The 24264-nt window shown below is 35.1% G+C and carries 22 protein-coding genes, 1 tRNA gene and 1 riboswitch; of the genes, 14 read left to right on the plus strand and 9 right to left on the minus strand.

Features of this window, described 5'->3' with window-relative positions; translation table 11 throughout:
- Positions 1–169: 169 nt before the first annotated feature.
- The 3 genes from N4A35_00730 to N4A35_00740 all read right to left on the minus strand — a co-directional run bounded on the left by N4A35_00730 (position 170) and on the right by N4A35_00740 (position 5148).
- The gene (locus N4A35_00730) at positions 170–1375 is read right to left on the minus strand and encodes a beta-lactamase family protein (GenBank protein ID MCT4579913.1); all 1206 of its coding nucleotides are present in this window, start codon (positions 1373–1375) and stop codon (positions 170–172) included.
- A gap of 12 nt (positions 1376–1387) precedes the next feature.
- Positions 1388–3994: a lamin tail domain-containing protein gene (locus N4A35_00735; protein ID MCT4579914.1), complete on the minus strand. Its 2607-nt coding sequence runs from the start codon at positions 3992–3994 to the stop codon at positions 1388–1390.
- A gap of 341 nt (positions 3995–4335) precedes the next feature.
- On the minus strand, positions 4336–5148 hold the full coding sequence (locus N4A35_00740) for a winged helix-turn-helix domain-containing protein (protein MCT4579915.1): 813 nt from the start codon (positions 5146–5148) through the stop codon (positions 4336–4338).
- Positions 5149–5303: 155 nt separating this feature from the next.
- Between N4A35_00740 and N4A35_00745 the strand changes: the two genes are divergently transcribed.
- A complete protein-coding gene (locus tag N4A35_00745) occupies positions 5304–6194 on the plus strand; it encodes a hypothetical protein (GenBank protein ID MCT4579916.1) in 891 nt (296 codons plus the stop codon).
- Between the two features lie 97 nt (positions 6195–6291).
- On the opposite strand, the gene N4A35_00750 is transcribed toward N4A35_00745, so the two are convergent.
- The 4 genes from N4A35_00750 to N4A35_00765 form a co-directional block, all read right to left on the minus strand.
- A complete protein-coding gene (locus N4A35_00750) occupies positions 6292–6693 on the minus strand; it encodes a hypothetical protein (GenBank protein MCT4579917.1) in 402 nt (133 codons plus the stop codon).
- Between the two features lie 10 nt (positions 6694–6703).
- Entirely contained in the window at positions 6704–7369 is a 666-nt protein-coding gene (locus N4A35_00755; GenBank protein ID MCT4579918.1) for a DUF2490 domain-containing protein, read from the minus strand.
- 67 nt (positions 7370–7436) lie between these two features.
- Entirely contained in the window at positions 7437–9830 is a 2394-nt protein-coding gene (locus N4A35_00760) for a CotH kinase family protein (protein MCT4579919.1), read from the minus strand.
- Positions 9831–10066: 236 nt separating this feature from the next.
- A tRNA-Leu gene (locus N4A35_00765) sits at positions 10067–10148 on the minus strand.
- Positions 10149–10260: 112 nt separating this feature from the next.
- Between N4A35_00765 and N4A35_00770 the strand changes: the two genes are divergently transcribed.
- The 10 genes from N4A35_00770 (at position 10261) to N4A35_00815 (ending at position 21047) form a co-directional block, all read left to right on the plus strand.
- Entirely contained in the window at positions 10261–11202 is a 942-nt protein-coding gene (locus tag N4A35_00770) for a ribose-phosphate pyrophosphokinase (protein MCT4579920.1), read from the plus strand.
- A gap of 30 nt (positions 11203–11232) precedes the next feature.
- Entirely contained in the window at positions 11233–11820 is a 588-nt protein-coding gene (locus N4A35_00775) for a 50S ribosomal protein L25/general stress protein Ctc (protein ID MCT4579921.1), read from the plus strand.
- Positions 11821–11842: 22 nt separating this feature from the next.
- The gene (pth, locus tag N4A35_00780; GenBank protein ID MCT4579922.1) at positions 11843–12406 is read left to right on the plus strand and encodes an aminoacyl-tRNA hydrolase; all 564 of its coding nucleotides are present in this window, start codon (positions 11843–11845) and stop codon (positions 12404–12406) included.
- A 73-nt stretch (positions 12407–12479) separates the two neighbouring features.
- Positions 12480–14987: a PKD domain-containing protein gene (locus N4A35_00785; GenBank protein MCT4579923.1), complete on the plus strand. Its 2508-nt coding sequence runs from the start codon at positions 12480–12482 to the stop codon at positions 14985–14987.
- Positions 14988–15142: 155 nt separating this feature from the next.
- Complete coding sequence (locus N4A35_00790; GenBank protein MCT4579924.1) at positions 15143–16171, plus strand: toxin-antitoxin system YwqK family antitoxin; 1029 nt, start codon at positions 15143–15145, stop codon at positions 16169–16171.
- Between the two features lie 4 nt (positions 16172–16175).
- On the plus strand, positions 16176–16793 hold the full coding sequence (locus N4A35_00795) for a 7-carboxy-7-deazaguanine synthase QueE (protein ID MCT4579925.1): 618 nt from the start codon (positions 16176–16178) through the stop codon (positions 16791–16793).
- Between the two features lie 8 nt (positions 16794–16801).
- The gene (locus N4A35_00800; protein ID MCT4579926.1) at positions 16802–18799 is read left to right on the plus strand and encodes an OmpA family protein; all 1998 of its coding nucleotides are present in this window, start codon (positions 16802–16804) and stop codon (positions 18797–18799) included.
- A gap of 88 nt (positions 18800–18887) precedes the next feature.
- On the plus strand, positions 18888–19547 hold the full coding sequence (locus N4A35_00805) for a LysE family translocator (GenBank protein ID MCT4579927.1): 660 nt from the start codon (positions 18888–18890) through the stop codon (positions 19545–19547).
- 1 nt (position 19548) lies between these two features.
- Positions 19549–19989, plus strand: coding sequence for a GNAT family N-acetyltransferase (locus N4A35_00810; GenBank protein MCT4579928.1), 441 nt, complete (start codon positions 19549–19551; stop codon positions 19987–19989).
- Positions 19990–19991: 2 nt separating this feature from the next.
- On the plus strand, positions 19992–21047 hold the full coding sequence (locus N4A35_00815) for an FAD-binding oxidoreductase (GenBank protein ID MCT4579929.1): 1056 nt from the start codon (positions 19992–19994) through the stop codon (positions 21045–21047).
- Positions 21048–21123: 76 nt separating this feature from the next.
- On the opposite strand, the gene N4A35_00820 is transcribed toward N4A35_00815, so the two are convergent.
- On the minus strand, positions 21124–21657 hold the full coding sequence (locus N4A35_00820) for an SRPBCC family protein (GenBank protein ID MCT4579930.1): 534 nt from the start codon (positions 21655–21657) through the stop codon (positions 21124–21126).
- A 42-nt stretch (positions 21658–21699) separates the two neighbouring features.
- Positions 21700–22671, minus strand: a complete 972-nt coding sequence (trpS, locus tag N4A35_00825) for a tryptophan--tRNA ligase (protein MCT4579931.1) — start codon at positions 22669–22671, stop codon at positions 21700–21702.
- Positions 22672–22766: 95 nt separating this feature from the next.
- Here trpS and N4A35_00830 point away from each other — a divergent pair, with 95 nt between their 5' ends.
- Genes N4A35_00830 through N4A35_00840 form a run of 3 tightly spaced genes read left to right on the plus strand, consistent with a single transcriptional unit; the run spans position 22767 to position 24035 of the window.
- Positions 22767–23513, plus strand: a complete 747-nt coding sequence (locus N4A35_00830; protein ID MCT4579932.1) for a 1-acyl-sn-glycerol-3-phosphate acyltransferase — start codon at positions 22767–22769, stop codon at positions 23511–23513.
- Positions 23500–23790 (plus strand): Asp-tRNA(Asn)/Glu-tRNA(Gln) amidotransferase subunit GatC, encoded by a 291-nt coding sequence (gene gatC / locus N4A35_00835; GenBank protein ID MCT4579933.1) that lies wholly within the window; start codon positions 23500–23502, stop codon positions 23788–23790. The genes N4A35_00830 and gatC overlap by 14 nt, the downstream gene beginning before the upstream one ends.
- A gap of 11 nt (positions 23791–23801) precedes the next feature.
- Positions 23802–24035: a hypothetical protein gene (locus N4A35_00840; GenBank protein MCT4579934.1), complete on the plus strand. Its 234-nt coding sequence runs from the start codon at positions 23802–23804 to the stop codon at positions 24033–24035.
- 61 nt (positions 24036–24096) lie between these two features.
- A riboswitch (SAM riboswitch) is annotated at positions 24097–24196 on the plus strand.
- The last annotated feature ends 68 nt before the right edge of the window (positions 24197–24264 follow it).

Consider the following 24264-nt stretch of genomic DNA (forward strand, 5'->3'; position numbering starts at 1 on the left):
GCCCAAAATACGGTCAATGTTAATAGAATTACTTCTAAAAATTAATAGTTTGGGAAGTTGATAGAAGTTTGATAAGGGGTAACATCGTAATAAAGGTAAACAAAAATTATTCAGCTAAATATTGCTTAACAAATTTTATGGAAATAAAAGCTGCTTATAAGAAAAAGAGCTAGAGTTGACGACTAATAGATTCAAATACTAGAGGCCAATTATTTGCTCTATATTTTTTTCCTAGTCGTACGATGATTATTTTTTTGTCAGGGTTGATGTAGATAAATTGGCCTAAGATTCCTTCTGCATAATAATCATTTTTATCTGTAACTCGTATTTCGTGTTCATCGCCTAGGTTATTTTTAATTGTATATCTGAAATTGATTTTATCGGTAGGCTTTGCTTTTTCAACAAATTCAAATGTTCTATTGTGCCACCATTGGTAGGAATAGATGAGCTTATTTTTTAGGGTGTCGAATGTTGTTGATTGAGTGACCCATTGTTTAGAAATGACCTGTTCATTGTCCCAGTTTCCTTGGTTTAGATATAACCTTCCAAAACGAGCATAGTCGTAAGGGGTGAGTTGAAGGTGTGAAAAAGCTTTGATGGTTTGGTTTTTTTTACTATCAATAGACCAGGTTCCCTGGTTTTCCATTCCAATTCTTTTCCATATTTTCTCTTGAAGATAGTAATTTGCTTTTTCCTTAGTAGCTACTTCCAGTATTTGTGTGAGCAATAGCGTGTTGATGCTCTGATAGTTGAAATCTCCTCCAGGTGAAGAGGCTACTTTAAGTTGGGGTAATGCTTTTTTTAAGTTTTTGGTGTAATAGTATTTAGCAATGCTAGAAAAGGGAGTAAAGTATTGCTCAGAAAATTTTATTCCTGAGTGCATGTCTAGCAAATGTTCAATGGTAATTTTCTTGAATTTTTCGTCTTTTAAGAAGTCTAAATAGTTGGTGATAGGTTCTTTTACACTTTTAATTTTGCCTTCATCTATTGCTATTCCTATTAATGCAGAGACAAAAGATTTAGAAATAGAGAATGAAGAATGTAGGGTGTTTTTGGTGTAGTTGTCAAAGAATTTTTCATACAGAATACTGTCGTTTCTAATGATGATAAAGGCTTTTGTTCCTGATTTTTCTAGCCCTTTTTCAAAATGGTAATTTTTTTCTTTTATTTTAATGGTGGATGTTATTTTTTTAGGTGTTGCTTGACTAAAAAGAAAGGTAGAATCACCCTTCTGAATTGGTAGGCTAGGGAAGTGTTGATAGTCGTTGATGTCAGCAATGTTTAAAGTGAAAAAACGTCCAACATAGCAAGCATTCAAGCAGAGAATAACAATAGTGAAAAGAATTAGAGGTACAAGTGTTTTAGCTGGGGGCATCTCTTTTTTGTATTAAAATTTTCCTCCAACAACACAAGGGTGTTTAATGGCGTGAACATTACCGTCTAAATCGAAATACTCGAAATAAATAATATAAGCTCCTATTCTAGCTTTTTCCCTTTGGTTATTCAAACCATCCCAAGAAATAGCACCTTCTATACCCAATAATTCATTTTGCATAAGTTGTCTCACTGTTCGTCCTTGTGTATCAAAAATAGTGATGTTTCCTACAAAACCTGGGTTTTCCATCTTATAAGAAAGCGTTAGGACATCTTCAAATCCGTCATTGTCAGGAGAGAAGAGTTCAGGTTCAACCGTTAATGTACTAGGAGATGTTTCAGTCGTAGTATATTGAGAGTTTTGGAGTGTAGGGGTTCCAAAGCCTTCAGCTTCAGCAGCACTATGCCAGTTTGTTTCATCATTTGATGAACGATTAAAGTCTATTCGCTCTAGAGATACACCATCAGTTTCTTTCAATAAGGCAAATTGGAAACTATCATCATAATGAACACTGTCTACAACTTGGTTGTTGGGTAAAAAAAGTATAACGGTGCCTTCATCATCAGCGTATGAAGGGAAACTGCTCATGTCAATAAAACGATCAGGTTGAGCGTTCGGATAGTGCTCTATAATGTTGTCTGGAGCAGTTGTTAAAACAACATATTCTTGAGGTTTGAGTAAAAAGTGTGATTCAATAAGTTTTTTACTTGAGATAGTGTCTCCAGCGATCTTAGCTAATTGCCAATTGAATAAGTCAATGTTTTTTTCGGAGTTGTTATAAAGTTCGACAAAGTCTACTCCATCTGGGTGAGGGTTGTAAAGGATTTCATTAATGATAAGGTCTCCTTTAGCACCTGCGTGAGGTAGAATAATTTCGGCCTGCTCATTTGTAGTGGCGTTTCCAGAACAATCACTTAAACCATTAACGGTTATCGTATATACTGTCCCAGTGTCAAGGCTTGGATTCGTAATTAGTTCTACACAGCTAAAAAATTCATCAAAACTATAGGCGATAATGTTTATTCCGTTGTCGATAGAAAAATTACTAATAGAAACACCAGTAGTGTCCAATGTTTCAGAAAAACAAAGTGTGATTGTAGCATTGTTTTGCGTCGAAGCATTAATGATGCTAGGTGTTGTTGCATCAGGTGTTACATTGAAAACGGAATTTTGAGTTCCAGGTGTTCCTCCATTAGGGTTGTTAGATCCAATCCAATTAGAAGAGCTTGTACATGGAAGTGTTGGGTTGATTAATTCTAAGGTGTATCCTCCATCTTCTTTTAGAGAGCTGCCATACCATTCCTCAGAATAAGTAACGAAGTCAACAACGTTACCATTTTGATCCTTTAAGACAACATCGTCAGTACTGTTGTTGTATGATGGTAAGCTTGAAACAATAATTGAGTTGGGGAAAATAGAATACTCAAAAGAATAAGCATCATCAGCTATAATCACATATTCATTAGGTAGGAGAGTGTAATTCCCTAGCTGTTCATCTGAGGAAGCATCTCCAATAGTCCAATTCGATAAATTAAAAATGTGCGATGAAGCATTGTAGATTTCGATAAATTCGCCTGAAGGTAATCCATATTGGGGGCTAGGGTCAGCAAAAATCTCATTGATAACAAGGTCTTTGTAGCTAGCAGTTACAGCAACAAAATAAAGGAAGTCGTGTTGACTTGCATTCATGGTGTTGTTGGCCAAATCTTGAACGTTTTGAATAGTGATGGTGTTGGTTTGTCCATCAGTAAAGTTTGAACCAAAATTTAAGTGCACCAATGTTGGGTCGCTACCATCTAGGGTTGCTGAGCTGGGATTGCTGATTCCGTTGTTAACAGAGTAATTGCTAGTGTTTTGTGCAGTGGTAGGGTCTAGCGGTTCGTTAAAGCTGATGTCCAACTGATTGTTTGAGATTATTGCTACATTGGAAACAACAGGAGGAATGTTGTCAACAATAGTAGAGCCAGTAATTGAAAAATTATCATAAATAAAATTATCGAAGTTAGATGAGGTATATTTACTCCATACGCCGAAAAATTGACTAGCGGTAATGTCGGTATTTGTTGTTGAGCCCTCAGCAATATAGGAAGTGCCTCCCGTAGCGTCAGATTCAAAAGTCCAATTTCCATTATTGGTTCTTGTAACTCTTATGCTTGCAACAGGAGAAGTTCCAAATGTGTTCCCGGTACCTGTATGGAGTAAGGTGCTTGTTGTTCCTACTTGTTTGTAGAATTTGATAGCGTCAGAACTTCCATTTTCTCCAATTCTTATATAGTAGCCATTTAATGAGGAACGTAAGTTAGCATTATCAGAAGCAAGGTAAATTCTACAGTTGTTACTGTTGGATGGGTTGAATCCCATTTCAAGATAGAACTCCCATACAATGGTAGCATTAAAGTCTAAATTCCCAGTGTTGGTGCTTAAGTATGCAGTGTCGCTTACTGATGGTCCATTACTTTGTAGTTGATTGCTAGCGTTCACCTCATATTTGTTGAGGTCACCATTCCACGCAGGAGAATTAGTGTAATCACCATCACTAAAATCGTCGGAAAGTTGCGAGAAAAAGGAGTAGGGAATCAAAAAACTAAGTAAAAGTACTAAACGGTATGTTGGTTTCATTTTGATGTCAGTGTTATGGCTATAAATATACAGTAACAAATTTTAAAATCCGAATGCAAATAAAATTAAACCCTGTTCAATGAGTACAAAACTTAAAATCTTGAGTCTAACAGTCTTGAATCTGATGGTCATGAATCTGGTAGTCTCCAATTTAATCTATTGTTTTATCAAATCAGTCAGTTTGAGTTTCGACAAAGGAGAAGTATCGAGAACCAGACGGGGTGCTTGTCTTGAAAGAAGAATGAAGTGAAAAGAATAAAGAGTAAAGAGTAAAGAAAAAAGAGAAAAGAGAAAAGAGAAGAGAGTAAAGACAACATGGTGTATTGTTTTTATCAAAGGTCTTATTGGTCAATAGTAAATTTATAACCTACTCCTCTTATGTTTATGATTTTGATGTTGGTGTCATGCTGAAGCTTTTTTCGTAGTTTTGAAACGTAAACATCGAGTGTTCTACCAATGTAATTTCCATTGTCTCCCCAAATAATGTTGAGTATTTCTTCTCGTTCAAGTACTTGATCGATGTTGGTATGGAAATAGGTCAATAAGTTGGTTTCTTTGTTGGATAATTCCATCGTTTCTCCTTGGTAGATTAGGGTCATTTTTTGTGGTGAAAGTTGATATTCTCCAATTGAGATAAGGTTGGAGGTGCTGTTCTGTTTTTTAAAATAGAAAAAACCTCCAGTTAAAGCTATTAATAGAAAAAGTCCTAAATAGATAGCGGTGTTTTTTTGTGGAGGAGGAGTTGGGTTGGGAATTTCAGTAAAAAAGAAGGTGTAGCAACCAAGTGGAAGTGCTCTGTGTTTACAAGGGGCCAGTTCTTGGTTAGGTGTTGTTTGGAAGCTATGGATGACTAGCGGTGAATTGCATTCTTTCACTTCAACAATGTAGTGCTCTGTAGGTGCGGTTTTTTCTAGAACTTTAAATGTTGAGAATAAAAGGAGATCAGGTTCAAAAGAAAACTCCTTTTCGAATGTTATAACATACTTCCCATTGATGTTGTTAATGGGTAAAATGCGAGAAGTGCTATCTTTTATTTGTAATAAAAACTCATCGGCAATGGCTCTAAGAACAACTTTGGTGTGTTGTTCTTTTTGGGTCGCGGAACTTGTTAGTGTTGCAAGAGTGATTATAAACAGTAATATTATTCTTCTCATTGGGTAAAGTATAGACAAACAAAACTAGTAGAATTAAGTTGGACTTTCCTTGTTTTTGCTGCTTAATCATGGTTTTTTACATTATTTTACACTTTTTAAACTAGCTTTAAACGATGGGGGAATACTTTTAGGGACTAACACAAAAAAATAGAATTATGAAAAAAAGTAAAAGTTTTAAATTGTTATTCCTGTTAACTATTGTTTTTTATTCTTCTTGTGCACAACAAGAGCAATCATTGGAAGAAAAAATAAATCAGGTAGTCCCTCAAGTTAATAAGAAGTTGGAGCCTCATAGGTATGGAGGGTGGTATTGTCCGGATAACTTGAATCAATTTCCAGCTGTGGATATTGAAAGTTGGAGAGGAGTGCCAGTTGTAAATGGAAGGTTTGCGAATGAGGAAGAGTTTGAAAAGGGAGCTTCGTTAATTGATGTTGATTTAGAGAAATATCCTGAGGCTAAAGTTTTGCCAATTCAACTGCCTCAACTGGCGAAGTTTTATAATCGTTATTCGAAAAGAGAAGATTTAGTAATTGTGATTCAGGCGTTTTCAGTTCAGGAAGACTCAATAGTTGGGTTTCGTTATTTAAATGGAGGAAACGGTAGTGCTAGACTTAGCGATGTTAAAATTCTTTCAGAAGTAGAGTTGTTAGCAATACCGTCGTCTAAGTTTATAGCTGTTGATGTTCAAATAGATGAGGGGCAGCAAAGAGTTTGGGAAGTCTTAACACAAGATCAATATGCCAAAGAACTATTTGCGGTTTTAGGAGTGAAAAATAACCAAAAAGAATTAGGGGTTAATTTTAAATATGAAAGTGCGGGCAAGGTAGCTAGTGCTTATGGTGATAAATTGTTTGGAAATTATTATATCCAAAATGATTTTGAAAAGATGAATTATACAGAAAAGTTTTTTCTCTTGGAAGATGAAACAAAGCAATCAACGGTGTTAAAAATAGTTTGTGGTCCTTTTATTGAAGGGGCGAGTCTTCAAAAAGATAAAATAGAAAAATGGAGTAAAAAAGTAAAAGAGTTAAGTGAGTTGAAGTAACAAAAGAACACTCTCTATTCAAAAAAAATAGGGAGTGCTTTGGTTGTAAGTGGTGAGCTTTCTTACCAATTAATTTAACAACATTAGTCATAATGAGCTATAGGTCATATACCTCTATAGTACCTATGTCTACAACCTCTTTCTTTTCGTTTATCGTCACTTTTTGTGTTACTGTCATGTTGTTTGCTGAAGTAATGTTTGTATCAGATGAATAAACATAAATCGTGTACTCTCCTGGTAGTAGATAGTTGAATTCGAAAGTGCCGTCATAGTGTGTTTTAAAGTTGTCGGAATAGATGTTGTCATCGCCATATACAATGTATACGTCATGATCTCCTTTGTAATATTCGTCTTTTAGGACACTAAAGTCGTTGTTATAGTTGTATTCATAAACCTTTCCTGTAATTGTGGCTTTGCCTCCTATTCCAGGTCCTTTTTTGCAGGAATATGAGGTTGCGGCAATAATACCGCCAATAAAGATGTATTTTAAATGTTTCATAGGTATAGTGTTAGAAATCAAGGTAATATTCTAAAGATAAAATGTTTTGAGTTTTGGGATTGGTGACTTGAATTTCTTGTTGGTAAATATAAGAGATGCTTATCGTTTGTTTTTTATTTATTTTATAATCTGCTCCTGCTAGTCCCCTTATTTTGTTGAAAAATGGTGTTGTCGAATAATTTTGTTTTATAAAGAGTTCAGTTCCACCAACAAAATAAAGTTTTTTGTTTTGTTTGTATCTCAATGATAACCTGTTACGGAAATTATTGTTAGGTAGGTGTCCAAGGTCACTTGTAAATGGATTTGAATACCTTTTTTGGAATCTAAACCTGTAGTTGAACTTTAGTTTTTTTATAATCGAGTATTTTGTAGATAAATCAATGTTAAATCGATGACCGGTTTCAAAATAATCGAAGTTTTCTTTGTCAAGTCCATATCTATATCCTCCTGATAGTTTTAAATGTTTATTGATTTTATATTTTAAAGCTAAATCTAGATATCTTGTTTTGTCATTTATAGTACTTTCTCTAAACCCTAATTCTGTTTTTAAAGTTGTGTTCTTTGAAAGCTTTTTCTTTGCAATAACTGAAAACCAACCACTACTTCCTATTTCTTGACCGAAGTTAGAAAGAGACAGAAAACAAAGTGTAAATATAGTTATGATTTTAACGTTCATTAATTTATCTTTTGATGTACCCTTTTTTTATATATACAATTAAAGTGTGATAAAGGTAGTTTTTTATTTATTGAACAATAAACCTGCTGTGATAGTTACCACATTTTGCAATATAGACTCCTTTACTTAGATGTTCTACCTCTATTTGTGTTTTGTTATTTGGAGTTATTTCTAGAATAACTTTTCCAACACTTGAATAGATTATTAAGTTGTCATTAGGAATTTGGTTTTTGAACTCAAGGGTTAAAATACTGCTTGTAGGATTAGGGTATAATTTGAATGTTGCTTCTGTGTTTGAAGATTCGCTTATACTAGTTGTTTCATCATTCGAAAAGTTAAAAGTAGCTTCTTGAATCATAAAAGGTCCTACGCCGTTAGGAACTCTTGCATATCCCATGTCTTCTGTTTGAGTCGAAAATGTAACCTGATCCACAACACTTAATGATGGTGTGGATAGTACAGCAGCTTCCCCTCCAGCAGAAAGTTTGAAGTTGGTATGTAAAGTTCCGTCAGTAAGATCGTTATCGCACCAAATGATTAAATACCCATTTGCAGCGATAGCTGTTCCTGCGGGAATTTGCCAGTTACTTAAGTTGCTTGTATCGTCAGATAAATAAAAACCTCCAAGGTCAACGCTGTGATTGTTGGTGTTGTAAAGTTCAATCCAATCTTCAAATTCCCCTTGCTCGTCAAATGCGGAATTGGAATTTGAGGCCATAAGCTCATTAATCACGACTCCGTTTGGAGAAGAGGTGTTTTGAGAGGAGACTTGATACACGAAGATGTCGTGTTCAGCTCCTTTGGGAAGGTATGAGGCAGATAGCGCAGTATTATTGGCTATTGCTTCGATATAATATCTTACCATTTCCCCCGATGAATATCCAGGTATTTCTGCGCCATATACACCATCATTTGCTCCATCATCGTTGTGTAGCCCATCATCATACATTTGAACTTTAGTGAAATTACCAACAATTCCTGAAGCATGATAAAGGTATACACTGTTGATTCCATTAGTGGATGAAACAGTAGCTTTAATGTTTGTAACTTCATTGGCTAAAGGTTCCGTATATAGTTCCATATTGTTGTTGTAGAATGGTGCTGAGCTTATCGTAGGAGCGACTTCAGCGACTTCAGAGTTTGATAACAAATAGTTTCGTCGACTGGTTACAAAATTAATTAAGTCAGGCAGTTCATTAACGTAAGCATTGGTCGTATATAGTTTTTTGGTGTCGTTAGCCACACCATCAGAGATAAGTGAGTCGTATTTGTTAACGAGCTCTGTTATTTTGGTTGCGGTAAATGATTCCTCCAGTATTGTTCTATAGTGTGCAAGATATCTCTGTCTCCATTCAGGAATGTTTAAGAGTTTATTTAATAATGGATAGTTTTGGTTGGTCACATTTTTAAAAGGAGACCAGTTGTTACTAGTAGCCTCTGAAATTTGAAAAGTACTGTTGCCATCATATTCTAAAGGGGTAAGTCTGTCGGTTTCTGGTTCGTAATATGCCATATAGTCCATCTTCCCTTTCATCGTGTAGCTGTCGTCGTCTGTAAAGATATTTTCAGTAGCTAAAAACCATAGAGCCTTATCAATGTCTAGTTTTGCTGCTGTGGAGAGGGTGTTGTTGTTAGTGGCATTGTCTAATGTTTCGCAAGCGTCAACAAGTTTTTGCCAAGAGTTTGAAATATCACTAGATTTTAAAGAGTAGTAATCTTGGTATGTTGTAGTGTCAGAACCCAGATCGTTTAGTGCCGCCGTTCCATCTCCCCAGTTGGGCCCTCCGCCGCCACCTGGTCCGCCTCCACCAGGCCCACCACCACCTGGTCCACCTCCTGTAGTACCATTCTCATCTGTAGTTGCTCTAAATCTTGCCCCATCATTGCTTAAAAACCATTCTTTTAGGAATGTTTTGTCTACAGATTGAATGTTAGGGTAGATTCCCCAGCTAACATTGTTGATGTATAGGTGTACAAAGTTGGCTTTAGCTATAGGGATGTGTATATTGGCCATGTTTCCATAGAGAACTTCTCTCATAAACGATGGGTCTTCATGGCCATTGTTGAATTTTAAGTTTTTATATCCTAAAAGTTCTTGGTCATCCTTTAAGAAATCCATTTCTATTTTAAATGATTTTTTTTGAGAACTACCTGTTTGTTGGTAAGAAGTGTTTCCTCTAAACCTAGCTCCAATACTATCGTATGTTACACCATCATATGTTAGTGAGGCTTCTAGTAACGTTTCTGAATCATAATTATTGGTTAGTTGTGTCCAATAGTTTGCTTGAGAAAAGTTTAAATAAACATTTTTTACAGAATCTATTTTGTAAAGCCCATTAGGAGCAGTCCCTCCTGTGTGTAGGATTTTTCCATTAGAAGAGTAAAACATTTCACTGGGAAGCTGTTGAGCTTGGATGAATGAAAGAGCTGGAATAACTACAAGTAGTTTAATTGGGTTCATATTCTTTTGTTTAGAAAAAGATCATCCTTTTGCCTTTAGGGGCTTTAGAATTTCTTTCAATTAATTTAACCATTTCTTAAAGTAGACGAGGCTGTAAAGGAAATCCTTCGTTTTTTTAGTAAAAAAAATCTAAAACAAAAAATGAGGTTATGAATAGGGGTAAAGCTTTGTTTTTTTTTGGGGTAGATATAAGGAATAAAAAAACCTCATCTTATTAGAATTAAGATGAGGTTTAGTACCGAAGGTCGGGATCGAACCGACACTCCTTTCGGAACACGAGTTTGAGTCGTGCGCGTCTACCAGTTCCGCCACTTCGGCTAAAAGGTTTCGCAAAGTTAGTATTAGTTTTTATTTCAGCAAATATTAATGTTAAATAATTTTTTATATCTAATAAAAGGCGTAATTTTGCAGTCCCAAAAACTATTTTAAAATGGCTAATAAGGTTAAAATATTTTCATGTTCAGCTTCAAAACCAGTAGCTGAAAAGATTGCAGCATCTTACGGACAAGAATTGGGAGATGTTGAGTTGCAAAAATTTAGTGATGGGGAGTTTACAACTGTTTTTAATGAGACAGTGAGAGGGTGTGATGTATTCTTAATTCAATCTACAATTCCACCAACAGACAATATCTTTGAGTTGTTGTTGATGATTGATGCTGCTAAAAGGGCATCAGCTCGTAAGATTATAGCAGTAATACCTTATTTTGGTTGGGCAAGACAAGATCGTAAAGATCAACCAAGGGTTGCTATAGGAGCAAAGATGGTCGCTAATTTATTAGAGGCTGCTGGAGTTGATCGAATTATGACAATGGACTTACACGCAGATCAGATTCAAGGGTTTTTTGAAGTTCCTGTGGATCACTTATTCGCTTCAAGCCTATTTGCGCCTTATTTGAAGAATTTAAATAATCCAGATATCGTAATCGCTGCACCAGATGCTGGGGGGTCTAAAAGAGCAAGTGCATATGCCAAGTTCTTACATGCTGATTTAGCATTGTGTTACAAACAACGTAAAAAGGCCAATGAAATTGCGAGTATGACTGTTATTGGAGATGTTAAAGGGAAAGATGTTGTAATTATCGATGATATGGTAGATACAGCAGGGACTTTAACTAAGTCTGCGCAGTTGTTTATGGAGCATGGAGCAAAGAGCGTAAGAGCAATTTGTACGCATGCGGTATTGTCTGGACCTGCGTATGAAAGAATTAATGACTCTGTTTTAGAAGAACTAATCATAACAGATACCATTCCTCAAAAACAGGAGAGTTCAAAAATTAAAGTGTTGTCAATAGCAGATATGTTTGCAGACGTTATGAAGAAGGCAATACATTTTGAATCAATTAGTGAACATTTTGTGTTTGCAAACCAATAAGTAAATTAAATAACAAATAAATAAAGTAAAATGAAAAAAGTATCGTTGAGCGGTTCTGTAAGAAAGAACGTAGGGAAGAAAGATGCAAAATTAATGAGAAGAGAAGGGCTAGTTCCTAGTGTTGTTTATGGAAATAAAGAACAAGTACATTTCTCAGTAAAAGAAAATGACATCAACAAAATCGTTTTTACACCTAATGTGTATATGATTGATTTAGATGTTGACGGAAGAAAAGCACAAGCTATTCTTAAAGATGTTCAAATACATCCTGTTACAGATAAAGTGTTGCATGCAGACTTCCAAGAAGTAATAGAAGGTAAAAAAGTAAAAGTAGATATTCCTGTTAATATTAGTGGTTTAGCTGTTGGTGTTAAGAATGGTGGTAAATTAGTTCAAAACTTTAGAAGATTAACTGCTGAAGCTTTAGCAGATAACTTGCCAGATACTATTGATATTGATGTGACTAAAGTTAAGATTGGTGGGAAAGTAAGAGTTGGAGAAGTAGATATCGAAGGAGTATCTTTCTTAAACCCAGAATCAGCAGTAGTAGTAGCTGTACAAATGGCGCGTGGTGCTAAGAAACCAGGTGAAGAGGAAGAAGAGGAAGCAGAAGCTTAATCAACAGCTCAAATTTAATCGTATGAAATATTTAATAGTAGGATTAGGTAATCCTGGAGTTGAATATAAAAATACCCGACATAATATCGGATTTAAAACATTGGACACTTTAGCTAAAGTGTCCAATGTTGCTTTTAATACAGCAAAGTTAGCAGAGCGTGCTGTCGTAAAACACAAAGGAAGAACATTGGTGTTGATAAAGCCGTCTACTTACATGAACCTTAGTGGTAAAGCGGTTAACTATTGGATGAAAAAAGAAAATGTGTCCATAGAAAACACGTTGGTTATCACCGATGATTTAGCATTGCCTTTTGGGAAGTTAAGGTTGAAGCCTAAAGGAAGTCCAGGTGGGCACAATGGGTTGAAAGATATTCAAGCTGTTTTAGGAACAAATGTTTATGCTAGACTACGTTTTGGGATAGGAGATGAGTTCTCAAAAGGAAAACAAGTCGATTTTGTACTTGGAGAATGGACCAATATAGAAGAGGAAGAACTTGTAGCAAAGATAGACTTGGCTATAGAGATCATTAAAGCTTTTGCAACAATTGGTGTGCAAAGAACTATGAACGATTTCAATTCTAAATAAACCATTAAATCAGTTTTTTGAGGTTTAAGTAAAAAGTGTTAAATTAGTGTAATATTCACCTTAATTAACAACTATGAAAATACTTTCTACTTTAGTTAGTGTATTAGTTTTAGGAGGAGGTTTTTTAGCACAAAATCAATCTACTGAAATTAATCAAAAAATAATTTCAAACCCTATTTATTTCTCGCATCAAGAAGTAGCTCATGAGGCCATAACAAATCGAACAACTCAAAGTCAATGGGTCGATTATACCGCAGCTTATATGGGGAATTATGGCTCTACACCTAACGGTGTGATTGGTAATTTTTTATTCCCAGATACAACAATCTTGGTAGATTATGGGACTGGAGGTTATGCTGGGCCTTGGATTCATTCAGTAGCACAAACTTTTGATATGAACGCCGCAGCCTATTTGAATACAGGAATAGGGATTAATGGTCTGAATGATATTACGATAGATTCCATCGAAGTGGTAGGGTCTTATTTAAGACCAGATAACAGTGTGGTAGATACATTGGTCGTAAGTGTCGTAAATGTAGGAACAAACTTAAATTCTGAATCTTATTTTCAAGGTCAAAATATTAATGTCAATTTAAATGCTGATTCTGTTTTTATTCGAAATTTAGATTGGGATCAGCCATCTCAAAAAGTCATCGGGCCATTGTCAGTATATAAAATACCTTTAGATCAAACTTTTTTTGCTTCAAATGGAGGGCAAGGACTTCATAGAGCAAGGGTTGCTGCAGGAGATTTAATCTCAAGCAATGCCAATGGAATATTTGCTATAACGATTGATTTTATACCTGGGTATACCTGGAATGCCAATTTAGATACGTTAGGAGTGAATAAAAATGGATGGATTTTTGGTTCTTATGAATTAAATGGTAGTGGAACTTATCCAAACTATAGTAGGACAGATTATAATGTCGGAAGTATTGTAAATGATAATGTTAGGTATGATAATGCAGGAGGTTGGAATGGCTCTTATATTCCTAGTTATGCTTTCATGGGAGCTTCTCCAAATTATTTGTACGAATCAATGGCTATTGCAGTTAAACTAACGCAACATACACCTGTTGTTTTACAAGATTGTGCACAACCATTTTTCTCTGAGTATATAGAGGGGTCAGGAAATAATAAAGCACTTGAAATCTTTAACCCAACTAACTCTTCAATTGATTTGTCCAATTATCAAATTAGAAAGTATGCAAATGGATCAACAACACCTACTACAGTGACCTTGTCGGGAACAGTAGCTTCTAATGATGTTTTTGTAATTGCTAATCAAAGTGCAATGGCATCAATATTGGCACAAACTGATTTGCAAAATAGTACGATTGCAAACTTTAACGGAGATGATGCCATAGAGTTGTATGATGTCGTTAATGCAAGGGTGATTGATGTTATCGGGCAAGTTGGAGTAGATCCAGGTTCAAGTTGGACTGTTGGGAGTGGTTCAACGGCAAATAATACATTGGTGAGGATGAATACCATAAGAAAAGGAACTGACGTTTGGGTTGGTTTTGTTGATCAGCAATGGAATGTGTTAGCGAATGATGATGTAAGTGATTTAGGAGGGCATGCTAACAATAGCTGCTTTGCTCCTCAAACACCTCTAACAGCTATACCAACAGTGAGTAATGATACTATTTGTGCAGGAGAAACTGTTCAGTTTTCAAATGCTTCAACAGGAGGAACAACTCCTTATACTGTTGCTTGGAATTTTGGAAATGGTAATACATCTACAAATGCTTCAGACGCGTTTACTTTTAATACATTTGGTGTTTACCAGATTTCTTTAACGGTTACCGATGGAGTAGGAGCAACTGATGATTCTGTGTTTTATATTGTCGTGAACAATGTTCCAACCGCAGGAATGACAGTTCCATCTACAATTTGCACTGACCAAACAGTAGCTATTGCAGCTTCAAATTATAATGCTGCAAATACTTATGTTTACTCAGACGGGACTTCAACTTTATCACATGCAAATGGGGTGGTTAATTATATGACGAGTTCAACAGGTAGTGTAACAATTACCCAAACAGTAACAAGTGCTCAAGGATGTACTAGCGTAGCTACTGAAACGATTGTTGTTAATCCAAGCCCTACAGCAAGTTTTACACATTCAGGAAGTCCAACGGTTAGTTTTACTGATGGTTCGACCAATGCCGTTGCTTGGGCTTGGACTTTTGGAGATGGGAATACTTCAACAACTCAGAATCCATCACATACTTTCGGAGCAAATGGAACATATAATGTAGCGTTAGTGGTAACGGCGACCAACGGATGTACAGATACAACTAACACTAATGTAGCTGTTGGTGTTCCATCTTTTGTAGAAGAATTAGCAGAAGAATACATACGAATATATCCTAATCCATCCACAGGAGAGGTTATTAATATTGAGTCGGCAGTGCAAATAGTTTCTGTTAAAATTTATAATGTAATTGGACAAAATGTATTTAGTACAGCAACTAATCTTCAACAAATAGAAGTGTCTCGTTTCAATAAAGGAACTTATTTCATGAAAATTGAAACACTAGAAGGAACTGTAGTAAGAAAAATTAGTATTGAATAAGTTTTAGGCAAACTTTAAATAAAAAACAAACACCGCTTTAGAGTAACTTTAAAGCGGTGTTTTTATTGGCATAATTTCTGTTTTTAGATTAAATAGAAAGTGTTTGCAAGGTAGCATTCAATCTAGAATACTTATATTAGTCAAAAATAAATAAGATGAAAGTTTTGATATCAACTTTTTTAATGGTGTGTACGATCGTAGGTTTTGGGCAAATTACCCGAGGAGGGTCATCTCCAGCTACGCCAAAAGAGGCGCCAAGTTATCCTGATAACCCAAGAGAGAATTTTCAAACGCCAGCTCACGCTGTAGATTGTGATAGTGATCTAGAAATGGATCCAGGTAATAAGTTAATTTACCATAGAAAAACGAATAAACCTTATTCTGGAGTTTGTATTTCTTATCATAACAATAATAAACGAGAACGTGTTGCAAAGTTTGTGGATGGAAAAGAACAGGATACGTCTTATTCTTACTATCAAACAGGATCACCATGGACAGTTACACAGTGGGATCAAGGTATCGAAAATGGAACATGGAAGTTTTGGTATGAAAATGGAAATTTAGCTTGGGAAAATACTTATGAAATGGGAAGAAAGTCTGGAACATGGCGTTTCTTTTTTGATGATGGAAGTATAAAAAAAGTAATGAACTATAAAAATGATGTGCTCGATGGAGAATGCAAGTACTATGGAAAAGGAGGCAAAATTATGAGAGTAGTTAATTACAGTGGTGGAGAGTTTCATGGAGATTACCTTACTTATTTTGTTGGAGAAGATAGTGTGCTAAAGTCAAAAAAACAATATAAAAATGGAAAGGTAGATGGAGAATCGGTTTATTATTATAAAGATGGGCAAATTTCCTATACGAAGAAGTTTAGTGGAGGGCAGCCCATTGGGAAATGGGAGTATTTTCATCCGAATGGCCAATTGAGTCAAACAGGTAAGCACTCAGGAGGGAAAAAAGATGGGTTGTGGCAATACTTTTTGGATGAGGGACAAAAACAAGCAGAAGTATTATATGATAAAGGAAAAGAAGTGATCGTAGTAGAGTATGATCGATTTGGAGGAGCGAGAGATGAAGAGAAAGAAGCAGAGTTAAATCAACTGTTGTCAAAAAGAAAAGCAGCTGAAGCCGAAGAGGCAGGAAAGAAAAAGAAAGGAAAGAAGAAGAAAGATAAGAAGTGATAAAATGACGAATAAGTTATTCGAGAGTCAATTACCCATAATGGAGCAGTTTTATTCTGTTCAAGGAGAGGGGTTTTATAGTGGGCGTCCTGCATTCTTTATACGATTAGCAGGTTGTGATGTTGGTTGTGTTTGGTGTGATGTAAAAGAAAGTTGGGATGCAGGAGAGCATGAGTTAAAAAAGATAGAAACAATTGTTCAAGAAGTAGCAGCAACACATGCCGATTTTGTTGTAATCACCGGAGGTGAGCCTGCAATGTATGATTTAACAGGTTTAACGAAAGCACTTAAAGCTGTAGGGTGTTATTTAGCAATAGAAACATCGGGAGTGTATCCGCTTTCTGGAGAACTAGATTGGGTTTGTTTTTCCCCAAAAAAGTTTAAAGCACCACACGAGTCTATTTATGCTCAAGCCAATGAATTAAAAGTAATCGTTTTCAATAAACACGATTTAAAATGGGCAGAACAACATGCAGAAAAGTTAAACAAGAACTGTAAGCTTTACCTACAAACCGAGTGGAGTAAAAGTGAAGAAATGCTTCCCCTAATTATCGATTATATTAAAGAAAATCCTAAATGGACCCTTTCTTTACAAACCCATAAATATATCAACGTACCTTAGTTAGAATTATGAAAGAATTGTATTATATATTATTGTTAAGTGTATTTACTTTGGTTTCATCATGTAGTGTTGCACAACCAGGAAGATATTCAACATCAAGCAAGAAAGCGATCAAACTATACGAGGCAGGAAGAGCTTGTTTTAATCAAATGGATCCAACTACTGGAAAAAGATCTTTAGGTTGTGCTGAAGTGAACTTGAAAAAAGCACTCGATAAAGATCCAAAATTTGCTGAAGCATATAGTTTGTTGTCAAATGTGTATGTAGAAAAAGGAGACTATAAACAGGCTGTAGCTTATAAAGAGGCAATGTTGCAAAAATCAACTAGGTTTTCTCCATCAGAATATTTCTATTTAGCTAATTTGCTCATGGCACAAGGAGAATATCAAAAATGTATGGGGTATGCTAGAAAATATTTAGAGGTAAGAAATCCGAATCCAGTATTTGTAAAAGCATGTCAAAAATACATTAGGAATTCAGAGTTTGGGATTCAGGCAAAACGTAGTCCTGTTCCTTTTGAACCAAAAAATATGGGAGGGAATATTAATACTAAAAACCCGGAATATTTTCCTTCGTTGACTGCAGATGATAGTACTTTGTTGTTTACCAGAACAATAGATGATAGCCGAGTCCCTTATTTTCAAAAGCAAGAAGATATTTTTATTACGAATAAGAGTAGCGATGGAGTATGGAAAAATGCAGCTTCTGTAAGCCCTAGCATCAATACAGTAGCCAATGAGGGGGCGCCAACCTTATCTGCAGATGGGAAGTATATTATTATGGTGGGTTGTGCAACAGGTCCTGATGGAGAATATGGAAAAGGCAGACAAGGGTATGGAAGTTGCGATTTATTTGTAAGTGAACGTATTGGAGATCAATGGACAGAACCAGTTAATATGGGTAAACCAATTAATTCAGGGCATTGGGAAACTCAACCTTGCTTTTCTTCTGATGGAAAAACCTTATATTTTGTAAGAGGCTTGGTAAAACATAGAGAGCGAAGAGACCCTAAGAATCAAGATATTTATAAAACAGAAATATTGCCAAATGGCACATGGTCTAAACCAGAGAAGTTGGGAAGCAATGTTAATACGCCAGGAAGAGAAGAATCTGTTCAAATTCACCCTGATGGACAAACGCTTTATTTTTCCTCAGATGGACATACAGGAATGGGGGGGCAAGATTTGTATATGAGTAGAATGGATGCTGCTGGAAGATGGGGAAAAGCAATCAACCTAGGTTATCCAATTAATACCCATAAAGATGAAAACAGTTTGTTGGTTTCTTCAGGAGGGAATATTGCGCTTTTTGCTTCAGATAGAGAGGGTGGTTTTGGAAGTTTGGATTTGTATTCTTTTGAATTGCCTAAAAAATATCAACCTATTGAAACAACTTTTATGAAAGGGTTGGTTTATGATCAAGACACAAAGAAACCTTTGGCTGCTAAGTTTCAACTCATCGATTTAAAAACGAATAAGGTCTTTAAAGCAGCAATTGCCAATAGTGGAAGTGGAGACTTTATTGTTGCTTTGCCCAAAAACAAAGATTTTGCTTTGATAGCTGAACACGATGGTTACTTTTTCTATTCTAAAAATTATTCTGTAGATAAACTTAAAAGAAATGAAGATGGCTTCTTAGTGGATGTCCCTATGCGACCAATGAAATCGGGAGATGTTTTTGTGCTAGAAAATATATTCTTTGATGTGAATAAGTATGAGTTAAAACCTGCATCTATTGCTGAATTAGAAAAGTTAAAAACTATTCTAGCAGAAAATACTAATCTTAAAATTGAATTGGGAGGGCATACAGATAGTGATGGTGATGATCGTCAAAATAAGGTCTTATCAGAAAATAGAGCAAAAGCAGTTGTTAATTGGCTAGTTGAAAAAGGAATAGACGCTGGAAGATTAACTTTTAAAGGGTATGGGGAAGAGCAGCCGGTTGTTCCGAACGATTCTCCAGATAACAAAGCAAAAAATAGACGTACAGAAGTAAGAATATTATAGTTAAAAGCTGCCTTTCTGACAAGAATCATAAATCTTAAATGGATAAATGCTTATATTTACGGAAGCTAGATAAAAAACGCTAAAAGGTTTGGTTACAATATTACTCAACGGTGTCTTTTTTGGAGTCTTATTAAGTTTTTTAATAGGACCAGTCTTTTTTGTGTTACTCGAAACAAGTATCAAAAAGGGAGTGAAGCCAGCAATCTTTATAGATATAGGAGTGCTGTTGAGTGATATTTTATATTTAATTGCTGCTTATTTCTTTGCGCAAAAAATTTTAGAAAGCCTTAATGAAAACAGTTATATCAAGTATGTAGCTTCTGCAGTCTTTATTTTTATGGGGGTACTTTCTATCTTAAAAAAGCAATCTCCGCAAAAAGGAAGGAATATCGATGTAGAAGCTTTAGATACCCCTTCTGAAATGGATACCATTATCTTTAGAAAAAGGACTTATTTAACCTATATCTTAAAAGGAATTGGGTTAAATGCAATTAATCCTGGGGTTTTAGTTTATTGGATTGCAGCTTGTACAACAGCTACTGAAGAATTACATATACCTGAGCATTTATTGGTTTATTATTTTGTGGCTACATTAGGAACAATGTTTGGAATTGATGTGCTAAAAATATACTACGCAAGTAAACTGAAAAACAAGTTAACAGCAAAAGCATTACATCGAATAAGTGTGGTTGTAGGCTGTGTCCTGATAGGATTTGGTGTAGTGATTGCTTTTAAAGATATCAGTTAAGATGATTAGAAAGTATACTGAGAAAGACTTTGATAAAGTTGTTCAGTTATTACGGCTTAATACTCCTCAATTTTTTCATCCCTCCGAAGAAAAAGATTTTATTCACTATTTAACTCATTTAAAAGAAGATTACTTGGTGGTAGAGCAAGACAATGATGTAGTGGGTGCCGGAGGAATCAATTATTGCGTTGGAGATGACCAAGAAGTAAGGTTTTCTTGGGATGTAGTTCATCCAAATTACCAAGGAAAAGGAATAGGAAAGAGCTTAGTAGAGTATCGAATTGATTGGGTTAAAAATAATCGAAAAGAAAAAAAAGTTGTGGTGCGTACTTCGCAATTAGCCACTCTCTTTTATCAAAAGTTTGGATTTAAATTACAAACAATAACTCAAAATTTTTGGGCAGAGGGCCTAGATTTATACTTAATGCATTTAAAATTGTAGTGATGTTAGATTATATTATTGTAGGGCAAGGATTGGCAGGGTCTGTTTTAGCAATGGAACTAATGGAGAGAGGGAAGAGCGTAAAAGTGATAGATAATTCTCACCATTTATCTTCATCAAATATAGCAGGGGGCTTAGTACATCCTATGTCGTTTAAACGTACAATTTTAAGTTGGAATGCAGCTTTATTATCCGATTATTCCATAACATATTACCAAGAAAAAGAAAACGCGTTGAATTGTACATTCTTTGAACCTTTAACGTTTTTAAGGTTGTTTGGTTCTATTGAAGAACAAAATACTTGGTTTGCAAAGCAATCGATAGCGCCTTTTGATCAAGTATTGTTTGATTTTAAAGATGATTTATCGTCGTATAATGTTAAGAATAATAAAGGGCTGGGTCGGGTAAACTGGTCTTATCGTTTGCATGTAAGTGTCTTTTTAGAGGCAATAAAAAAAGAATTAAAAGCAAAAGAAGCAATCATAGAAGAACAATTCGATTACAATAGCTTAATGATAATGGATGAGGGGGTTGAGTATAAAGAAATTAAAGCTAATGGGGTTATTTTTTGTGAAGGGCATCAGTCTATTCATAACCCATATTTACAATATTTACCAGAGAATTTGACTAAGGGAGAAATTTTAAGAATTAAAGCCCAAAACTTGCCTCCTTATGCATTAAGTAAAAATTGTTTTGTATTGCCGTTAGGTAAATCAGAGTATATATTGGGGGCGACCTACGATTGGGGAAGCAAAGATTATTTAAAAACTATAGAAGCTAAAGAAGAGCTATTAGAAAAGTTTAGTAATATTAGTGATGAAAAAGTTGAAGTTTTGGAACAAAGAGTAGGAATTCGACCAACAACTATCGATCGAAAGCCTATTTTAGGAACACATCCAGCAATTCCTGTAATACATGTTTTTAATGGCTTAGGAAGTAAGGGAGTGCAATTAGCTCCATATTATGCTAAAAGGATGAGTGAATTTTTGCTTGACGATAGAACACTAGAAAAGGAAATCAATATCACTCGATTTACTAAAAAATATTATAAAGATTAAGTTTTTAGGTCGTTTTTATGCATAAAAAAAAGCTACTATTCTAGAACAGTAGCTTTTTTACTTTATTGTCATGTAATTATTTAACGAGTTGTTCGATGTTTTTTAGCCCCTTTTCAAAGTCAGGTCCCATCATTTGATCTAAATCCATGAATAACATCATTGGTCTTTGCCCAAATGGAATATCGCCAGTATCATACCAATTCACTAATGTTTTTCCATCTTGTTCTGTTAAAGTAAAACCTCCTGTAGAATGCATTTCCCAAGGCTCAGTAAAGCTTAGGTCGTAAGTTAGACTTTCATTTTCTTTAACGTTGGTAAATGTCATCCCTCCTTTTCCAGAAGTTTCAGGATTACCTGTCCAAGAGTTTGAGTGTCCAACGGTAGCAGGTGTACCTTCAATAGTATTAACCATTGTAGGATCTTTTTCTTTCCAAGGGCTCCAATTTTCCCATGCGTTGAAGTCAGCGATTTGACTCCATACTTTGTTGGGCGCAGCATCAATTAGTAATGCTCTTTCAACTTTGTAATTAGAAGGGCCAAATAACCCTAGTATAATGTAGATAACAACAAGTGTTAACAACACAATACCAATACCTTTTAAAATTTTCATAGCGTAATAAGTGTTTTAATAATGAGCAAATGTATAAAAAAATTAATAACCACATTTGGCTCTTACACGTGCTAAAGTTTGGTCGGCTACTTTCTTAGCTTTAGCAGCTCCCTCCTCCAATACTTTGTCTATTTCATGTTTGTTTTCCATGTAATAGTTGTAACGTTCTCTGGCTTCTTCAAAACGAGTTAAGATGGCGTTGAGTAGATCCTTTTTTGCATGTCCCCATCCATATCCACCTGCTTCTAATTGAGCTTTCATTGCTGCAGCTTCTTCTGGTGATGCAATTAATTGATATAATTGATAAACAGTAGAAGATTCAGCATCTTTAGGCTCTTCTAGAGGAGTGTCATCAGTAATGATATTTTTGTTGATGACTTTTTTTAACGCATTTTTTGGCAAGAAAATATTGATAAAGTTATTTCTTGATTTACTCATTTTCTCACCATCGGTTCCTAGTATAAGTTGCGTTTCTTCGTTGACTTTTGCTTGGGGTAAAATTAATGTTTCTCCCATTTTATGGTTAAATCTGCTGGCAACATCCCTCGCAAATTCTAAGTGTTGCATTTGATCTTTTCCAACAGGAACAATGTCGGCATCATATAGTAAAATATCAGCAGCCATCAACATTGGATAGGTAAATAGTCCTGCATTAACATCTTCTAAACGATCGGCTTTGTCTTTAAAAGAGTGTGCAAGAGCAAGCCTAGAATAAGGAAAAAAACAGTTTAAATACCAAGTTAACTCTGTTACTTCAGGAATGTTAGACTGTCTGTAGAATACAGTGTTCTCGGTGTTTAAACCAAGAGCAAGCCACGTAGCTGCAGTAGAATAAGTATTTTCTCTTAGTTGCTCGCCATCTTTAATCTGTGTGAGTGTATGGAGGTCAGCAATAAAAAGAAATGAATCGTTCTCTTTATTGTTAGCCATGTCAATTGCTGGTAAAATTGCCCCTAAAATATTTCCTAAGTGAGGGGTTCCTGTACTTTGTATTCCAGTAAGTATTCTTGCCATTTTGCTTGTTTTTGAATTGCAAAAATAATGGTATTCTGTTCACAAGAGAGATTTATAGGAGCAAATTAGAGAAAAAAATTAACTTTGCTTTCAGAATGAGAAAGCAGTTTGGTATATTTCGTTTTATTTATAAACTCTATTTTGGGGTGGTGTACCTTTCATTAGGAATAGTAATGTATCCGTTTATGTTACTATTTATTAGAGGAGAAAAAAGGGTGAGAAATGGGATTATTATTAAACGAATTTGGTCTAGAATAGTTTGTTGGTTAGTATTCGTTAGGCCCAAAGTGGTTTTTGAGGAAGAATTACCCCACGATCAACCTTATATTTTTTGTCCCAATCACACATCTTATCTAGATATCGTAATGCTCTATTTAATGTTGCCACATCATATTGCATTTTTAGGAAAAGCAGAGATTTTAAAGTGGCCCATTATTAGTTTGTTTTTTAAAAGAGGCGTTGATATTCCTGTATATAGAGATGGAAATAAAAAAGCGTTAGATTGCCTTGTTCCTGCAGCCAATGAATTAAAAAATAAACGTTCGATAGTCATCTTTCCCGAGGGGAAAATCCCAGAGAACACACCTAAAATGACAGCATTTAAACGTGGTGCTTTTGCATTAGCTGTACAAAATAATGTACCAATAGTTCCTATTACCTTTTACAATAACTGGAGGTTGTTTAGCGATCATACCGATTTGTTTGGTCCTGCTCAGCCAGGGGTGTCAAAAGCTAAGGTTCATCAACCATTATACCCAAAAGATTTTAAAGATTTATTATCTTTGCGTAACGAAACATTTCGAGTAATCGATACGGAACTGAAGAATTATGGAAATAAATAATGAAACTGTAGCTAAAATCGCTAGTTTGTCTAAGCTTTCTTTCTCAGGAGAAGAGCAAGAAGCCATCAAAAATGACATGAATAAAATGTTAGAATTTGTTGGGAAATTAAATGAGGTGAATACAGATGGAGTTGAACCGCTAATTCACATGTCAGATGAAGTAAATGTTTTAAGACCTGATGTTAATGTTGTTTCGATTTCGCAAGAGGAAGCGTTAAAAAATGCTCCTAAAAAAGATTCAACTTATTTTAAAATACCTAAGGTGTTAAACTCTTAAGGATCGACGTTATGAAAAAAATAATTGTTTTCATTATTATATTGTTTGGGTCGTTGCAAAACTTTGCTCAAGGATGCTCAACTTGTAGGGCTCAAATAGAGTCTGCCGAAGGTTCAGATTTAAGCGTTGGTAATGGACTAAATACAGGGATTTATATTTTAATGGGAGTTCCTTATGTCATTTTGTTTTTTCTGTTTCGTAAACAAATTATAGGCTTTATTAAAGATTTAAAAACACTGCCTTAAGCGACTTTATTTGTTGAATACAAATCTATAATGTATCTTTGAAGAAGTTCTTACAAAGATAATCTTATAAAGAAAGGTGGAGGGATTGGCCCTTTGAAGCCTTGGCAACCCATTCTGAGAATGAAGGTGCCAATTCCAAATAGATAAGTTAGATATAATATTTGCAAAAATCTCTTTCAATCTGTTTGGAAGGGATTTTTTTGTTTGAAGTTGTGTGTAGCTAATAGAA

The organism is Flavobacteriales bacterium, assembly GCA_025210295.1.
GTDB lineage: Bacteria > Bacteroidota > Bacteroidia > Flavobacteriales_D > Parvicellaceae > S010-51.

What these genes read in the sequence shown, in the direction of transcription:
- N4A35_00730 (MCT4579913.1), bottom strand. Translation starts at nt 1,375, where the DNA reads ATGCCCCCAGCTAAAACACTTGTACCTCTAATTCTTTTCACTATTGTT.
- gatC (MCT4579933.1), top strand. Translation starts at nt 23,500, where the DNA reads ATGGAAATAAATAATGAAACTGTAGCTAAAATCGCTAGTTTGTCTAAG.
- N4A35_00770 (MCT4579920.1), top strand. Translation starts at nt 10,261, where the DNA reads ATGGCTAATAAGGTTAAAATATTTTCATGTTCAGCTTCAAAACCAGTA.
- trpS (MCT4579931.1), bottom strand. Translation starts at nt 22,671, where the DNA reads ATGGCAAGAATACTTACTGGAATACAAAGTACAGGAACCCCTCACTTA.
- N4A35_00820 (MCT4579930.1), bottom strand. Translation starts at nt 21,657, where the DNA reads ATGAAAATTTTAAAAGGTATTGGTATTGTGTTGTTAACACTTGTTGTT.
- N4A35_00735 (MCT4579914.1), bottom strand. Translation starts at nt 3,994, where the DNA reads ATGAAACCAACATACCGTTTAGTACTTTTACTTAGTTTTTTGATTCCC.
- N4A35_00790 (MCT4579924.1), top strand. Translation starts at nt 15,143, where the DNA reads ATGAAAGTTTTGATATCAACTTTTTTAATGGTGTGTACGATCGTAGGT.
- N4A35_00785 (MCT4579923.1), top strand. Translation starts at nt 12,480, where the DNA reads ATGAAAATACTTTCTACTTTAGTTAGTGTATTAGTTTTAGGAGGAGGT.
- N4A35_00775 (MCT4579921.1), top strand. Translation starts at nt 11,233, where the DNA reads ATGAAAAAAGTATCGTTGAGCGGTTCTGTAAGAAAGAACGTAGGGAAG.
- N4A35_00815 (MCT4579929.1), top strand. Translation starts at nt 19,992, where the DNA reads ATGTTAGATTATATTATTGTAGGGCAAGGATTGGCAGGGTCTGTTTTA.
- N4A35_00750 (MCT4579917.1), bottom strand. Translation starts at nt 6,693, where the DNA reads ATGAAACATTTAAAATACATCTTTATTGGCGGTATTATTGCCGCAACC.
- N4A35_00840 (MCT4579934.1), top strand. Translation starts at nt 23,802, where the DNA reads ATGAAAAAAATAATTGTTTTCATTATTATATTGTTTGGGTCGTTGCAA.
- N4A35_00800 (MCT4579926.1), top strand. Translation starts at nt 16,802, where the DNA reads ATGAAAGAATTGTATTATATATTATTGTTAAGTGTATTTACTTTGGTT.
- N4A35_00740 (MCT4579915.1), bottom strand. Translation starts at nt 5,148, where the DNA reads ATGAGAAGAATAATATTACTGTTTATAATCACTCTTGCAACACTAACA.
- N4A35_00795 (MCT4579925.1), top strand. Translation starts at nt 16,176, where the DNA reads ATGACGAATAAGTTATTCGAGAGTCAATTACCCATAATGGAGCAGTTT.
- pth (MCT4579922.1), top strand. Translation starts at nt 11,843, where the DNA reads ATGAAATATTTAATAGTAGGATTAGGTAATCCTGGAGTTGAATATAAA.
- N4A35_00810 (MCT4579928.1), top strand. Translation starts at nt 19,549, where the DNA reads ATGATTAGAAAGTATACTGAGAAAGACTTTGATAAAGTTGTTCAGTTA.
- N4A35_00760 (MCT4579919.1), bottom strand. Translation starts at nt 9,830, where the DNA reads ATGAACCCAATTAAACTACTTGTAGTTATTCCAGCTCTTTCATTCATC.
- N4A35_00830 (MCT4579932.1), top strand. Translation starts at nt 22,767, where the DNA reads ATGAGAAAGCAGTTTGGTATATTTCGTTTTATTTATAAACTCTATTTT.
- N4A35_00745 (MCT4579916.1), top strand. Translation starts at nt 5,304, where the DNA reads ATGAAAAAAAGTAAAAGTTTTAAATTGTTATTCCTGTTAACTATTGTT.
- N4A35_00755 (MCT4579918.1), bottom strand. Translation starts at nt 7,369, where the DNA reads ATGAACGTTAAAATCATAACTATATTTACACTTTGTTTTCTGTCTCTT.